This window comes from Streptomyces sp. NEAU-sy36, assembly GCF_013423905.1.
GTDB classification, from domain to species: Bacteria; Actinomycetota; Actinomycetes; order Streptomycetales; family Streptomycetaceae; genus Streptomyces; species Streptomyces misionensis.
The window spans coordinates 2,193,513-2,206,993 of the sequence record NZ_CP058977.1 but is presented as its reverse complement, the minus strand read 5'-3'; the positions used below and the strand labels follow the sequence as shown (position 1 = coordinate 2,206,993).

14 protein-coding genes are annotated in these 13,481 nt (G+C 73.6%); 5 read left to right on the top strand and 9 right to left on the bottom strand.

Going from position 1 to position 13,481, the window contains the following annotated elements:
* Positions 1–2 precede the first annotated feature (2 nt).
* The 5 genes from HZZ00_RS10060 to HZZ00_RS10040 all read right to left on the bottom strand — a co-directional run bounded on the left by HZZ00_RS10060 (position 3) and on the right by HZZ00_RS10040 (position 6,135).
* Complete coding sequence (locus tag HZZ00_RS10060) at positions 3–392, bottom strand: GtrA family protein (RefSeq protein WP_180331869.1); 390 nt, start codon at positions 390–392, stop codon at positions 3–5.
* Positions 389–1,339: a glycosyltransferase family 2 protein gene (locus HZZ00_RS10055; protein WP_180331868.1), complete on the bottom strand. Its 951-nt coding sequence runs from the start codon at positions 1,337–1,339 to the stop codon at positions 389–391. The genes HZZ00_RS10060 and HZZ00_RS10055 overlap by 4 nt, the downstream gene beginning before the upstream one ends.
* 22 nt (positions 1,340–1,361) lie before the next feature.
* Positions 1,362–3,929: a YfhO family protein gene (locus HZZ00_RS10050; protein ID WP_180331867.1), complete on the bottom strand. Its 2,568-nt coding sequence runs from the start codon at positions 3,927–3,929 to the stop codon at positions 1,362–1,364.
* A gap of 273 nt (positions 3,930–4,202) precedes the next feature.
* Positions 4,203–4,640 (bottom strand): GNAT family N-acetyltransferase, encoded by a 438-nt coding sequence (locus HZZ00_RS10045; RefSeq protein WP_180331866.1) that lies wholly within the window; start codon positions 4,638–4,640, stop codon positions 4,203–4,205.
* A gap of 61 nt (positions 4,641–4,701) precedes the next feature.
* On the bottom strand, positions 4,702–6,135 hold the full coding sequence (locus tag HZZ00_RS10040; RefSeq protein WP_180331865.1) for a PLP-dependent aminotransferase family protein: 1,434 nt from the start codon (positions 6,133–6,135) through the stop codon (positions 4,702–4,704).
* Between HZZ00_RS10040 and HZZ00_RS10035 the strand changes: the two genes are divergently transcribed.
* Together HZZ00_RS10035 and HZZ00_RS10030 are read left to right on the top strand one after the other, a co-directional pair.
* Positions 6,134–7,045 carry a DMT family transporter gene (locus HZZ00_RS10035; RefSeq protein WP_180331864.1) on the top strand — a complete coding sequence of 304 codons (912 nt, stop codon included), beginning with the start codon at positions 6,134–6,136 and terminating at the stop codon, positions 7,043–7,045. The two genes, HZZ00_RS10040 and HZZ00_RS10035, sit on opposite strands and share 2 nt — an antisense overlap.
* Positions 7,046–7,064: 19 nt before the next feature.
* Entirely contained in the window at positions 7,065–7,262 is a 198-nt protein-coding gene (locus tag HZZ00_RS10030; protein WP_180331863.1) for a DUF1918 domain-containing protein, read from the top strand.
* 1 nt (position 7,263) lies between these two features.
* On the opposite strand, the gene HZZ00_RS10025 is transcribed toward HZZ00_RS10030, so the two are convergent.
* On the bottom strand, positions 7,264–8,541 hold the full coding sequence (locus HZZ00_RS10025; RefSeq protein ID WP_180333447.1) for a glycoside hydrolase family 10 protein: 1,278 nt from the start codon (positions 8,539–8,541) through the stop codon (positions 7,264–7,266).
* A gap of 235 nt (positions 8,542–8,776) precedes the next feature.
* Between HZZ00_RS10025 and HZZ00_RS10020 the strand changes: the two genes are divergently transcribed.
* Positions 8,777–9,595: a 3-hydroxybutyryl-CoA dehydrogenase gene (locus tag HZZ00_RS10020; RefSeq protein WP_257585931.1), complete on the top strand. Its 819-nt coding sequence runs from the start codon at positions 8,777–8,779 to the stop codon at positions 9,593–9,595.
* 119 nt (positions 9,596–9,714) lie between these two features.
* Here HZZ00_RS10020 and HZZ00_RS10015 read toward each other — a convergent pair whose 3' ends face one another.
* Both HZZ00_RS10015 and HZZ00_RS10010 read right to left on the bottom strand, forming a co-directional pair.
* The gene (locus HZZ00_RS10015) at positions 9,715–10,635 is read right to left on the bottom strand and encodes an NADP-dependent oxidoreductase (protein ID WP_180331861.1); all 921 of its coding nucleotides are present in this window, start codon (positions 10,633–10,635) and stop codon (positions 9,715–9,717) included.
* Between the two features lie 79 nt (positions 10,636–10,714).
* Positions 10,715–11,353, bottom strand: a complete 639-nt coding sequence (locus tag HZZ00_RS10010; protein ID WP_180331860.1) for an HD domain-containing protein — start codon at positions 11,351–11,353, stop codon at positions 10,715–10,717.
* Positions 11,354–11,459: 106 nt separating this feature from the next.
* Here HZZ00_RS10010 and HZZ00_RS10005 point away from each other — a divergent pair, with 106 nt between their 5' ends.
* Together HZZ00_RS10005 and HZZ00_RS10000 are read left to right on the top strand one after the other, a co-directional pair.
* Positions 11,460–12,428, top strand: a complete 969-nt coding sequence (locus HZZ00_RS10005) for a GlxA family transcriptional regulator (protein WP_180331859.1) — start codon at positions 11,460–11,462, stop codon at positions 12,426–12,428.
* A 217-nt stretch (positions 12,429–12,645) separates the two neighbouring features.
* Positions 12,646–12,906 carry a hypothetical protein gene (locus HZZ00_RS10000; protein ID WP_070030185.1) on the top strand — a complete coding sequence of 87 codons (261 nt, stop codon included), beginning with the start codon at positions 12,646–12,648 and terminating at the stop codon, positions 12,904–12,906.
* 4 nt (positions 12,907–12,910) lie between these two features.
* Here HZZ00_RS10000 and HZZ00_RS09995 read toward each other — a convergent pair whose 3' ends face one another.
* Entirely contained in the window at positions 12,911–13,447 is a 537-nt protein-coding gene (locus HZZ00_RS09995) for an NUDIX domain-containing protein (protein ID WP_071828526.1), read from the bottom strand.
* Between the last annotated feature and the right edge of the window lie 34 nt (positions 13,448–13,481).

The window sequence follows — 13,481 nt, the reverse complement described above, 5'->3', positions numbered from 1 at the left end:
GGTCAGCCGTCGGCCGTACGGAACTTCGCGCCCGGCAGCATGATCCACCGCGACACCACGAAGGTGACCGGGATCGCCGCCGCCGAGGCCAGCAGCGGGGCGAACCGGCTGCCCGCGTGCAGGACGTCCACGATCACGTACACGCCCACCGTGGTGATGACGAAATTGGCGGCGTTCGTCAGCGGGAACAGCAGGAATTTCCGCCAGGTCGGGCGAATGCGGTAGGTGAAGCGCGCGTTGAGGAAAAAGGAGCCGACCATGCTCAGCGCGAATGCCAGGACGTGCGCGGCGAGATAGGGCAGCCAGGTGAGGAAGAGCAGGTAAAGACCGTAGTAGACGGCCGTGTTGAGCACGCCGACCACGGCGAAGGTGACGATCTGCCGAGCTATCAAGGGATGAGGTCTTTCGTCCGTTCCACGTTGGTCGCCTTCACCAGGAAGTGCGGGCGGCCCTTCACCTCGTAGTAGATGCGTCCGGTGTACTCCCCGATCACTCCCAGCATGACCATCTGCACCCCTGCGAGGGCGGTGACGGCGGTGATGATGGTCACATAGCCGGGCGTCTGCACCCCGTGCACCAGCGCGGCGCCCACGATCCACGCCGTGTAGAGGCCGGCGCACAGCAGCAGGCCCATGCCGAGCCAGAGGGCGGCGCGCAGCGGCCGGTTGTTGAAGGAGAGCACGCCGTCCAGGCCGTAGTTGAGCAGTCCGCGCAGGTTCCAGGAGCTGCGTCCCGCCTCGCGCGCGGCGTTCTCGTACTCGAAGGTGGTGCTGGGGAAGCCCACCCAGGCGAACAGGCCCTTGGAGAAGCGGTTGTACTCGGTCAGGGCCAGCACCGCGTCCACCACCCGGCGCGACAGCAGCCTGAAGTCCCCTACCCCGTCGCGGAGTTCGACGTCGATCAGCCGGTTGACGAGGCGGTAGTACAGGCGCGCGGTCAGGGTGCGGGTGAAGCGGTCGCCGGTGCGTGTGCGGCGGGCGATGACCTGGTCGTGGCCCTGCTCGCGCAGCCGCACCATGCGGGCGATCAGCTCCGGCGGGTGCTGGAGGTCGGCGTCCATGACGACGACCGAGTCCCCGGAGGCGTGCCGCAGCCCGGCGAGCAGGGCCGCCTCCTTGCCGAAGTTGCGGCTGAAGGAGACGTAGCGCACGCGCGCGTCGCGGGCGGCGAGCCCTTCGAGGAGGGCGAGGGTGCGGTCGCGGCTGCCGTCGTCCACGTACACGAACTCCATGTCGTGGCCGAGCGGCAGGAGTTCGTCGGCGACCCGCTGCACCGCTTCGTGGAAGCGGTCCAGGACGTCTTCCTCGTTGTAGCAGGGCGCGACGATCGATATCAGCATGGTGGTTCCCCCAGGGTCGCGGTCAGTGCGCGGCCGTCGCGCGCTCGCGCGGTGCCGGTGGTGCGGTCGGGGCGGGCGCCGAGGTGCGTCGGCGGCGGACGGCGGTGCCCGCGGTGAGCAGGAGCAGGACCGTGAGCGAGGCGAGCCCGACGGTCGTGCCCAGCCGTAGGCCGGGCGGGTGGAAGGTGCAGGTCAGGCTGGTCCGGCTGCCGTCCAGGGGGACGGCGATCAGACCGTGGTACTGGTCGGCGGGCCGAGCCGGGCCGTCGCCCGCGGCGCACCGCCAGCCGGCGATGCGGGGCGCGGCGACGACGGCGAGTCCCCTGCTGCCGGGCGGCAACTGGGCGTGCAGGGTGCCGTCCGAGACGGTGACCGCCGTGGCTCCGGTGGCCGTGAGGCGGGCGGCGGCGGTGTCCAGCCGGGCGGTGTCCAGGCAGCCGACGGCGCCCGGCGGGATGCGGCCGGGCCGGTCGGGGACCAGCTCGATCCGCACCCGCCCGGAGGCCGGGGTCCGGCCCAGCGGCTCCATCGCGGCGAGGCTGCGGCCGCTCACCGACCGGAACACGGCGGTGTCCGTGCCGGTGGCGAGCCGGGCGGTGCCGGAGAAGTGCGGTGCCCACAGGTTCACCTGGGTGCCGGGCGGGCAGCTCGCGGTGATCGCGGGCCGGGTCCGCGCGGTGCCGGAGCCGACCCGGCGGGCGGGCAGTGGGGCCCCGGCGTCGTCGTGCACGGTGAGGGCGGGCACGGTGTAGACACGGCTGCCGAGCAGCAGTTCCTGGTTGCGGTACGGGGACGCGCCGAAGGGCGTGGTGCCGGGGCCGGGCCGCACGGTGACCAGGGGCGGCACGTCCCGCCGGGTGACGGTGGGCGGGGCGGTGTCCCGGGACCGGTGGGTCTGGTGCGGGTCGGGCGGGCTGTGCACCCGGGCGCCGACGGAGAAGAGCACGTCGGTGACGGCGTTGTCGAGGCTCTGCACGCCCCGGCCGCGCGAGGTCCAGCCGCCGCCCAGCGCGGTGAGGGTGCGGGAGAGGACGTCGGAGGTCAGGCTGCTGTAGTAGGCGGCGCCCTGACCGCCCACCAGCATCGGGTCGTTGGCGACGGTCTGTTCGCGGCCTGGCTCGGTGCGGCGGCGGGGCCAGTCGTCGGCCCCGGCGATCGCCGCCGCCTGCCGCTGCTGCCGCTGGCCGAAGGGGGCGTAGTCGTCCAGGTGCTTGAGGCGCAGCCCGCTCGCGACGGCGGAGGTGGCGGCGCTCTCGCCCAGCTGCGCGCCGAGGAGGACGAGGACGGCGAGGGCGGCGAGTCCGCCGTGCCGCCCGGCGCCGCGCAGGAGGAGGAGCCCGGTGAGCGTCCCGCCGGCGGCGAGCAGCAGGAGGGGCCAGGTGTGCGCGTGGATCACGTCGCTGCGGCGGGCGGCGACGGCGCCCAGGGCGAGCAGCGCGGTGGCGGCGCCGAGCGCGGCCGGTCGGGGCGGGCCGTACGACAGGGCGTGCCAGGCGGCGATGACGAGCAGCCCGGCCAGCACGAAGGTCTGCCGGTAGGAGCTGCCCTGCGGGGTGGCGAAGGCGTGCCAGGCGAGGCTGGTGGGTGCCCATTGCAGGGAGAGGGCCACCGCGAGCACCAGCGCGGTCCAGGCCGCCCGGACGCGGCCCGGGACGGCCCGGTGAAAGGGCAGGGCGAGGGCGAGCAGCAGGGCGGTGGTGCCGACGTAGAGCGCCGGGGAGCCCCAGCCGTACGTCCCCGGCAGCAGCCGGGCGACCAGGTCCTCGGTCGGCACCGGGCTGAACGGCCGTACCCGGCCCGGGTAGGCGTGCTTGGTGCCGAGGTAGACGACGGCCACCAGGGGGGCGGCGAGTCCCGTGCCGAGGACGACGGTGAGGACGGCGCGGCCGGCGGCGGCGAGGGCCTGCCGGCGGGTCGGCCCGGCGAGCGACAGGCGTACCAGCAGCACCAGCGCGGCCCCGAGGGTGGCCATGTAGGCGGTGTAGAAGTTGGCGCTCCACACGAGGGCGACGAGCAGCACCCCGAGGACGCGGCGCCGCCCGGCCAGGGCCCATTCGCCGACGAGGCACAGCAGCGGCAGTGCGATCAGCCCGTCGAGCCACATCGGGTTGTAGTCGGCGTCCGCCAGCGTCCAGCCGCACAGCGCGTACGACGCCCCGAGCGGCCCGGCCGCCCACCAGCGGCCGGGCCGCAGCGCGAGCAGCAGGCAGGCCATGACGGCCGCCGCGCAGGCGATCTTCAAGACGGTGATCACGTACACCGCCAGGTCGATCTCGTCCCGGGGGAAGAACGCGACGAGCGGCGCGAACGGGCTGGCGAGGTAGGTACCGAAGTCGGGCAGGAAGCTGGAGCCGTACCCGGACTGCCAGTTGACCAGCAGTCCGCCGTCGGCCCTGCCGTGCAGCAGGTCCCAGAGGTGGGCGTGCAGCGGTACGTACTGGTTGCCCAGGTCGTTGACGCTGCGGGTGCGCGGGCCGAACGGGTAGCCGCCGGCCAGCGCGTCCGCGGCGCACAGCGCCACGCAGGCGACGAGGGCGGCCAGCGACGCGGCGGCCGGGCGCCCCGCGCCCCGCTCGCTCCGACGAACCATTCTCGGCAGCTCCCCACGAATTCGCCTTTGGATTTCGTCGGGTTAGACGGGGCCGCTTTCTCTTCGGTTGTATCCGCATCGCACATTGATGCGTTTTTCTACGACCCCGGGCCGAAAATCATCGATTTCATGTCCGCCTGGGAAACCCAAGCTTTCCGGCACGTTATTCGGAGGTGTTTTCAAGGTGAAGTGCCTTTTGCGGGCCGCGTACGCCGCGCCGGACGGGGCGGCGTACGCGGAGACGCCCGCGCCCGGGCCCTGGGGCCCGGCCGCTCACCGAGGCGTGTGGATCATCCACATCTCGGGGCGGTCCAGCGGGCGGAAGCCCAGCTTCCCGTAGACCCCGTGCGCGTCCTCGGTGGCGAGCAGGATGCGACGCAGGCCGTAGGGTCGCAGGTGGTCGCGGATGCCCGCGACGAACGCGGTGCCCACGCCCTTGCCGCGCACCGAGCGGTCGACGTAGACATCGGCGAGCCACGCGAACAGCGCCCGGTCGGTCACCACCCGGGCGTACGCCACCTGCGCGCCCGTATCCGTCTCGTACACCCCGAAGTTGAGCGAGGACGCCATGGCCTGCTCGTGCGTCTCGCGGGGGCGGTCCATCGCCCAGTAGGCGTCGGTCGACAGCCAGCGGTGGACCAGGGCGACGTCGACGCGGGCGGTGTCGTCGGAGAACTCGTAGCCATCGGGGAGTCGGGGTGTCTCGCTCATCGCGCGATGATCGCAGGCGCGGGCCGTCCGGGGCCACCCGATCGGGTTCCGCCGTCAGGCCCTACCGCGCCTCGTCCCAGGCCGTCCGCAGCCGCCGCACCCCGTCCGTGATCTCCCCGGTGCCGGCCACCGCCGCGAAGCTGAGCCGCACGTACGGGCCGGGGGGTTCGGCGCTGAAGTAGGGGCGCCCCGGGGTGAGGGCCACGCCGGCGCGCAGGGCGGCGGCGGACAGTGCCGCGTCGTCGGTGCCCTCGGGCAGGCGCGGCCAGAGGTGGTAGCCGCCGGACGGGACGTGCGGCAGGGCGAGTTCGGGCAGGTGCAGGGCGAGCGCGCGGGTCATCGCCTCGCGGCGCAGCCGCAACTCCTCCGCCAGCGTGCGCAGATGGCGGGTCCAGGCCGGGGAGCCGACCAGTTCCAGCGCGGCCTCCTGGAGCGGGCGGGGGACGAAGAAGGTGTCCACCACCTGGATGGCGCGCAGCCGCTCCAGCACCGGTCCGTGCGCGGCGAGCGCGCTCACCCGGAAGCTGGGCGAGGTCGCCTTGGTCAGCGAGCCGACGTGCACCACCACGCCGTCGGGGTCGTCGGCGGCCAGCGGGCGCGGCAGCGGGCCCGCGTCGGCGTGCACGAGGCGCCGTACGAAGTCGTCCTCGACGACGAAGGCGCCGGCCGCGCGGGCGATGCGCAGCACCTCGGGGCGCCGGTCGGGGGCCAGGACCGCGCCGGTCGGGTTCTGGAACAGGGGCTGGCAGACGAACACCCGGGCGCCGGTGGCCCGGAAGGCGTCCGCGAGCAGGTCGGGGCGGACGCCGTCGCGATCCACCGGCACCGGGACGGGGCGCAGTCCGCCCGCGCGGGCGAGGGCCAGCATGCCCGGGTAGGTGGGCGACTCGACCAGCACCGGGGCACCGGGCGGGGCGAGCGCGCGCAGGGCGGTGGCCAGTGCCGCCTGGCCGCCCGCCGCGATCAGCACGTCGGCGGCGCCGACCGCGCCGCCGATCTCGCGCGCGAACCACTCCCGCAGCTCCGGCAGCCCCTCCAGCGGCGGCCGCGCCCAGGCGCCGGGGCGCCGGCCCGCGCGGGCGAGCGCCGCCGCCATGGCCCGCTCCGGCTGGAGCGAGGGATGGAGGTAGCCGCCGTTGAACTCCAGCACCCCGGGCGGCGGCGCGGCCAGCGAGACGGTGACCCCGGAGGCGTCCACGGTGCGCGGTACGAGATCGGCGCTGCCGTCGGCGCTCAGCGCGACCTCCTGCCAGGAGGTGTCCCCGGCCGGCTCCCGCTCGGCGCGCGGTCGGGCCCGGAAGGCGCCGGCGCCGGGCCGGGTGACGACCAGGCCCTCGGCGGCCAGCTGGGCGAGGGCCCGCGAGACGGTCACCGGGCTCACCCGGAACCGCTCGACCAGAGCCCTGCTCGACGGCAGCTTTTCACCCGCCGAGTAGCGGACCAGCTCTCTTCGCAGCCTTTCCGCCAGTTCACCCACACTGCTACGCTCTTGCATGAAGATACAGAGTAGCGCTATCGATGCGGCCCCGATAGCAGTCACCGCTCCCCCGGAACACCGGGTGCTCGGCACCGTGCTCGCCGCTCTCGGCGTCGCCTCCTTCTCCCTCACCTTCCCGGCCACCGCCTGGGGCCTGGAGGGCTTCGGCCCCTGGTCGCTGGTGACCGTGCGCAGCGTGCTGGCCGCGCTGGTGGCGGGCGGCGCCCTGCTGGCCCTGCGGGTACGGCTCCCCGAGCGGCGCCGGCTCGGCTCCCTCGCCGTCGTCGCGCTCGGTGTGGTGCTCGGCTTCCCGACGCTGACCACGCTCGCCCTGCGCACCTCCACCACCGCGCACGCGGCCGTCGTGGTGGGGCTGCTGCCGCTGACCACGGCCGTCTGCTCGGCGCTGCGCACCGGACACCGCCCCTCCCGCCGGTTCTGGCTCGCGGCGGTGGCGGGCGCGGTGGCGGTGCTGGCGTTCACCGTGGTGCAGAGCGGGGGCGCGCTCACCGCCGCCGACGGCTATCTGTTCGCCGCCCTGCTGGTGTGCGCCGCCGGGTACACCGAGGGCGGGCTGCTGGCCCGGGTCATGCCGGGCTGGCAGGTGATCGGCTGGGCGCTGGTGCTCTGCCTGCCGCTCACGCTGCCGGCCGCCGCGCTGGCCCTGTCGTACGAGCCGGTCCACCTCACCGCGCACGGCGTCGCCGGGGTGCTGTGGGTGGCGCTGGGCTCCCAGTTCCTCGGTCTGGTGGTCTGGTACCGGGGGATGGCGGCCATCGGGGTGCCCCGGGCGAGCCAGTTGCAGTTGGCTCAGCCCCTGCTCACACTGGTGTGGTCGGCGCTGCTGCTGGGCGAGCACTTCACGGCGGCCGCTCCCCTGACCGCCGTCGCCGTGCTCGTGTGCATCGCCGTCACCCAGCGGTCGTGATCGTGAGGAGGGCCGGGAGATGCGTGCGTCCAAAGGCGACCACCTTGTCCAGCACGGCAGGGTGGTCGGCCAACACGACCAGGAGTCCGAAGTCGTCGAAGTGATGGGACAGGAGGGCAACCCGCCCTACCGGGTCCGCTTCCCGGACGGACACGAGGCGATCATGTCGCCCGGACCCGACTGCCAGGTCAAGCACAAGGAAGAGCCGCAGCGGTAGCTCAGCGGGGCGGGCTCGCCGGCCGCGTGTAGTGGTCCGCGACCACGCGGCGCATCGCCCCGATGGGGTCGGCCGCCATGTCCTGGGCGGCGAAGAACAGGTGCCCGCCGACCTGCGGACGCCGGGCGGCGAGTGCGAGGTGCCGGGACAGCTCCGCCGGGTCCTGCCAGGCCGCCGGCCGCCCGTCGGCCCCCGCGGCCCCGGCCCGGTACAGGGCCTCGCCGATGTAGAGCCGGGTCCCGGTGCCGTCGGCGACCCCGGCCCACCAGTCGAGCAGCGTCGTGTAGTCCGCGCCGGTGGCGCCGATCTCCCAGTAGAGCTGGGGCGCGACGTAGTCGATCCAGTGCTCGCGGACCCAGCGGCGGGTGTCCGCGTACAGGTCGTCGTACGTCTGCGCGCCCGCGTCCGTGGCGGAGCCGCGCGGGTCGGTCGTGGCGTTGCGCCACACCCCGAAGGGACTGATCCCGAAGCGGGTGCCGGGCCGGACCCGCCTGATCCCGGCCGCCATCTCCGCGACCAGCCGGTCGATGTTGTCCCGCCGCCAGTCCGCCCGGGTCGAGAAGGCGCCGCCGTAGCGGTCGTAGGCGTCGTCGTCCTCGAAGGTCTGCCCGTCCTCGGGATAGGGGTAGAAGTAGTCGTCGAAGTGGACCGCGTCGACGGGGTAGCGGGCGACCGCGTCCAGCATGGCCCGCTGGACGAAGGCGCGGACGGCGGGCAGGCCGGGGTTGTAGTAGAGCTTCCCGCCGTACGGCACCGCCCAGTCGGGGTGCGTCCGGGCCGGGTGCGAGGCGGCGAGCAGGCCCGGGTCGGTGTGGTTGGCGATGCGGTACGGGTTGAACCAGGCGTGCAGCTGGAGCCCCCGCGCGTGGGCCTCGCGCACGGCGGTGCCCAGCGGGTCCCAGCCGGGGTCACGGCCCTGGGTGCCGGTGAGGAACTGCGACCAGGGCTCGTACGGCGAGGGCCACAGGGCGTCGGCGGTCGGCCGCACCTGGAGGATCACCGTGTTCAGCCGGTTGCGCACCGCCCGGTCGAGGTAGGCGATCAGCTCGGCGCGCTGGGCGGCGGCGCCGAGGCCCGGGCGGGAGGGCCAGTCGCGGTTCTCGACCGTCGCCATCCACACGCCCCGCATCTCGGTGGCGGCGCGGGCGCCGGGCGCGCCGGTGGCCCCCCGGGCGCCCCGGGTGGTCGGCACCGCCCGGTCGGCCCCGGTGGTCGCCGCCACGCAGCCGCCCGTCGTCAGCGCCGACACCGTCGCCAGGGTGAAGGCCCGGCGTGACATGGGTCCCATCCGCACATTCCCTTACGCTCGGGATCCGCATGATCACGGATCGTCCTCCTGGCGAAGAATGCCCGCACCCACGCGATCGATCATCGATACTTCGCGGTAACGTGCACGATCGGAGCAGGCGCCGAAACCCGGAGGTCTGCGAGCGAGCCGGAGAACCAGCGAAGGGGACGATGTGACCTTCCCATCGGGAGATATCGAGCGCGTCGGAGTCGTGGGCTGCGGCCAGATGGGCGCCGGCATCGCCGAGGTGTGCGCCCGGGCCGGCCTGAACGTGAAGGTCGCCGAGACCACCGGCGAGGCCCTGGAGATCGGCCGGACCCGGCTGTACAACTCCCTCTCCAAGGCGGCCGAGCGCGGCAAGATCTCCGAGGAGGAGCGGGACGCCACCCAGGCCCGGCTCGGCTTCACCACGGACCTCGGCGAGTTCGCCGACCGCGACCTGGTGATCGAGGCGGTCGTGGAGAGCGAGCCGGTGAAGACGGAGATCTTCCAGGTGCTCGACCAGGTGGTGACCCGCCCGGACGCGATCCTGGCCTCCAACACCTCCTCCATCCCGCTGGTGAAGCTCGCGGTCGCCACCTCGCGCCCGGACCACGTGGTCGGCATCCACTTCTTCAACCCGGCCCCGGTGCAGAAGCTGGTCGAGCTGATCCCCGCGCTCACCACCTCCGAGGGCACCCTCAGCCGCGCCCAGATGTTCGCCGAGAAGGTGCTCGGCAAGCACGCCATCCGCGCCCAGGACCGCTCCGGGTTCGTGGTGAACGCGCTGCTGGTGCCCTATCTGCTCTCCGCGATCCGGATGTTCGAGTCGGGCATCGCGAGCCGCGAGGACATCGACAACGGCATGGAGATGGGCTGCGCCCACCCGATGGGCCCGCTGAAGCTGTCCGACCTGATCGGCCTGGACACCATCGTCTCCATCGCCAACTCGATGTACGCCGAGTACAAGGAGCCGCTGTACGCCGCTCCCCCGCTGCTTCAGCGCATGGTCGAGGCGGGCCGCCTGGGCCGCAAGACCGGCTCGGGGTTCTACACCTACGGCTGACCGCCCGGCCACGGGCCCCGAGCCGGGAGTCCGGCTCGGGGCCCGTGGCCTTTCCGGCCGGACCGGGCGGTACGGCCGTGACGCCTCCGCCGGGGACCGGAACGAGGACGGCCGGCTGCTCAGTCCTCCGTGACGCGGATGATCGTCCTGCCCCGGGCGCGGGTGGCCGGGGCCAGCGCGGCCGGTGCCTCGGCGAGCGGCCGCACGGCGCCGACGACCGGCTTGAGGCGGCCGTCCCGCACCCGCGCGGCGAGATCGGCGAGCCGGGCCCGGTCGGGTTCGACGACGAAGAAGACCGCCCGCCCGTCCTTGGGCCGGACCTTGGGCGGCATGGCGATGGTGACGAGCGTGCCACCGGCCCGGACCAGGGCGGCAGAGCGGTCGAGGACGTCGCCGCCGAGCACGTCGAAGACGACGTCTGCCTCCCCGGCCTCCTCCAGCCGCTCGGTCTCCAGGTCCAGGAACCTGTCGGCGCCCAGGGCGAGCGCCCGCTCCCGGTGTGCGGACCGGCCGGTGCCGACGACACGGGCGCCGGCCTCGCGGGCGAGCTGCGCCGCGATCGAGCCGACCGCACCCGCGACACCGTGGATCAGGACGGTCTGACCTGCGGCCAGGCGCCCGTGGTCGAACAGGCCCTGCCAGGCGGTCAGCCCGGAGATCGGCAGCGCGGCGGCCACGGTGTGGTCGATGTCCGCCGGCAGCGGCGCGAGGTTGCGGGCCTCCACCGCGACGTACTCGGCGAGCGCGCCGTCACGGGCCCAGTCGGCCAGGCCGAACACCCGCTGCCCGACGCTCAGTCCCGTCGTGCCGTATCCCAGTTCCGCGACGACCCCGGACAGCTCGTGCCCGGGCACACTCGGCGTCCGGTCGCGGCCGGCGCGATCGGTCCACGTGGCCGGCCAGTCCAGTTCCCCGGGGGTGAACCCGGCGGCGTGCACCCGCACGACGACGTCGTTCTCGGCCGCGTGCGGGCGGGGCAGGTCCGTCAGGGACAGCCCGGCGGGACCGGCCTCGCGGTCCCGGACGGTGATGGCTCGCACAAGGGCTCCTCGGGGGGCGTCGTTCCGGTGTGTGTTCTCATCAAGGAACGCTTTCGCACCGGGTGCGGGGCGGAGCGTGTCATTCGGCCCAGTCGGAGCCCTTGACGACCTCGACGAAGTCGCCGCGGCGGAAGCCGGGCACGAAGTGGGCGAGGACGTCGGCCTTGACGTTGCCGAACGTGGTGTCCGGGCGGTCCTTGACGCCCTCGGTGAACGCGGCGAGGATCCGGTTCTTGAAGTCGGGACGGGGATGGGCGGCGACCACCGCGGCACGCTGCTCGTCCGGGACCGCGTGGTAGCCGATGCCCAGGACGTCCAGTTCCACACCACGGGTGACCAGGGCGATCTCGGGCGCCATGTGCAGCGGGATCTCCACGGTGGTGTGCAGGGCGATGGCCGTCCACACCCGCTCGGCCGGCTCCCCGCTGATGCCGTGGGCGTGCAGGAAGCGGCGGGCCTCGTCGGCGCCGTCGATCTCGAAACGCTGGTCGGTGCGGCGGAAGCGTTCCGTCAGTCCCAGGTCGTGGAACATGGCCCCGACGTAAAGCAGTTCGGGGTCGAAGTCCAGCTTCTGCTCGGCGCCGCGCAGCGACCCGAACAGGAACACCCGGCGCGAGTGGTCGAACAGCAGTGGTGAGGCGGCCTCGCGCACCAGCTCGGTCGCCTCCCGCGCCAGGGCGCTGTCCGGGATGCGCACGCCTGCGATCGTCTCGCTCATCAGGGTCTCCTTGGCTCGGCACCTGTATCCGTGGGCTCCCTCCACCCTCGTCCGTGCCGTAGGCTGCCGCCATGTCCGTCCGGCCATATGAACCACGGATCCAGACATGACGCACCGGATCGCCTTCCTCGTGTTCGACGACGTGACCCTGCTCGACGTCAGCGGTCCGCTGGAGGTGCTGCACCAGGCGGCCCGGCTCGGGCACCCCTACGACTGCACCCTGGTCTCGGCCGACGGCGGCGACGTCACCACCTCCAGCGGCCCGGTGCTCGCGGCTACCACGGCCGCGGCCGATGCCGGGCCCTTCGACACCCTGGTGATCGCGGGGGCCGACCACCTCGCCGAAGCGGGCCCCCGGCCGGAACTGCTGGCCGCGGCCGGCACCCTCGCCCAGCGGGCGGCACGGGTCGCCTCCGTGTGCACCGGCGCCTTCGTCCTGGCCGGGCTCGGCCTGCTCGACGACCGTCGGGCCACCACCCACTGGCGCCACGCCCGCACCCTCGCCCGCCGCCACCCTCGCGTGCGCGTCGAACCGGACGCCCTGCACGTCCACGACGGCCGCTACCTCACCTCGGCGGGCATCAGCGCGGGCATCGACCTGACCCTCGCGCTGGTGGAGGACGACCACGGCCCCGACGCCGCCCGTGCCGTCGCCCGCGAACTGGTCGTCTTCATGCAGCGCCCCGGCGGTCAGTCACAGTTCTCCACCGCGCTGGCCACGCCCACCGCGCGCGGCGGCCCGCTGCGCACACTGACCGCCGCCGTGCTCGCCGACCCCGCCGCCGACCACAGCCTGGCCGCCATGGCCGCGTCCGCCGCCGTCAGCACCCGGCAGCTGACCCGGCTGTTCCGGACCGAACTGCACACCACCCCGGCCCGCTGGGTCGAGCGCGTGCGTCTCGACCGGGCCCGGCAACTCCTCCTCGACGGGCACGGCATCACCGCCGCCGCCCGGTACAGCGGCCTCGGCAGCGACGAGACCCTGCGCCGCGCCTTCGCCCGTCACCTGGGCACCACCCCCACCGAGTACCGCAAGCGCTTCGCCACCACCGGCGCGCAGGCGCCGCGGCCCTGACGGGCTTACGCGCCCACGCCCGATCACGCACAGCGACAGCCGACGTGCCCGGCACCGGAGGCGGTGCCGGGCACGCGCGTTTCACACACCGTGTGCGCGCCGGGCTCACACCCACCCGGCGCACACGCTCCCCTCGCGTCCACCAGGCGAGTTCACTCTTCATGCGCATGCAAGGGGGCGCGGAACGTCCCCTTCGACTACGGAAAGGAGTGGACCCGTGACCACCGATCCGGAGCATCCCGTGGTCCATGGAGAACTCGCAGAGTTACGGCGCCGACTGGACGTGGCCTACGCCAGAGTCGAGGGCGGGCTCGCGCTGCTCGGTCACCGCACCGAGGAGACCGCCAAGGAGCTGGACGAGCTGAACTCCCGGATGGTCTCGCTGGAACACGCGCGCTGGCCGCTGCCCTCGCTCGCCGCGCTGACCGCGCTCGGCGCGCTCGTGGTGACCGTCTGGCAGGCGCTGCGCGCCCATTAGCCCACTAGCCCTCGGCCGGCCGGAGATGGTGCAACAGCAGTAGGGCGGCCGCCATGTTGGCGGCCGGGACCTCCCCACGGGCGATCAGGTCGGGGACGAGTTTGAGCGGGACCCACTCCCTGCGGTCCGACTCGAAGTCGTCCACGGGATGCCCGGTGTACTCGCCCTCGTCGGACCAGTAGATGTGGTGCCGGGCGTCGGTGAGGCCGTTGGACGGCTCCACCGTCATCAGGTGGTGCAGGGGACCCGGCCGCCAGCCGGTCTCCTCCTCCAGTTCCCGGGCGGCCGCGGCCCTGATGTCCTCGCCGTCCTCGACGACGCCCGCGGCGAGTTCCCAGCCCCAGCTGTCGGTGATGAAGCGGTGCCGCCACAGCAGCAGCACCTCGTTGGCCTCGTTGACCACCGTGGCGACGGCCACCGGGCGCAGCCGGATGAGGAAGTGGTCGAGGTGCCGGCCGTCCGGCAGCTCGACATCTGCGAGATTGACGCTGAACCAGCGGTTCTCATACACCGTTTGTTCGTTCTGTTTCGTCCACTGCACGGTTCTGCCACCTTTCGCCGATTAGGTGGCAATA

What these genes read in the sequence shown, in the direction of transcription:
- HZZ00_RS10055 (WP_180331868.1), bottom strand. Translation starts at nt 1,339, where the DNA reads ATGCTGATATCGATCGTCGCGCCCTGCTACAACGAGGAAGACGTCCTG.
- HZZ00_RS10050 (WP_180331867.1), bottom strand. Translation starts at nt 3,929, where the DNA reads ATGGTTCGTCGGAGCGAGCGGGGCGCGGGGCGCCCGGCCGCCGCGTCG.
- HZZ00_RS10045 (WP_180331866.1), bottom strand. Translation starts at nt 4,640, where the DNA reads ATGAGCGAGACACCCCGACTCCCCGATGGCTACGAGTTCTCCGACGAC.
- HZZ00_RS10035 (WP_180331864.1), top strand. Translation starts at nt 6,134, where the DNA reads ATGAAGATACAGAGTAGCGCTATCGATGCGGCCCCGATAGCAGTCACC.
- HZZ00_RS10040 (WP_180331865.1), bottom strand. Translation starts at nt 6,135, where the DNA reads ATGCAAGAGCGTAGCAGTGTGGGTGAACTGGCGGAAAGGCTGCGAAGA.
- HZZ00_RS10030 (WP_180331863.1), top strand. Translation starts at nt 7,065, where the DNA reads ATGCGTGCGTCCAAAGGCGACCACCTTGTCCAGCACGGCAGGGTGGTC.
- HZZ00_RS10025 (WP_180333447.1), bottom strand. Translation starts at nt 8,541, where the DNA reads ATGTCACGCCGGGCCTTCACCCTGGCGACGGTGTCGGCGCTGACGACG.
- HZZ00_RS10020 (WP_257585931.1), top strand. Translation starts at nt 8,777, where the DNA reads ATGGGCGCCGGCATCGCCGAGGTGTGCGCCCGGGCCGGCCTGAACGTG.
- HZZ00_RS10010 (WP_180331860.1), bottom strand. Translation starts at nt 11,353, where the DNA reads ATGAGCGAGACGATCGCAGGCGTGCGCATCCCGGACAGCGCCCTGGCG.
- HZZ00_RS10005 (WP_180331859.1), top strand. Translation starts at nt 11,460, where the DNA reads ATGACGCACCGGATCGCCTTCCTCGTGTTCGACGACGTGACCCTGCTC.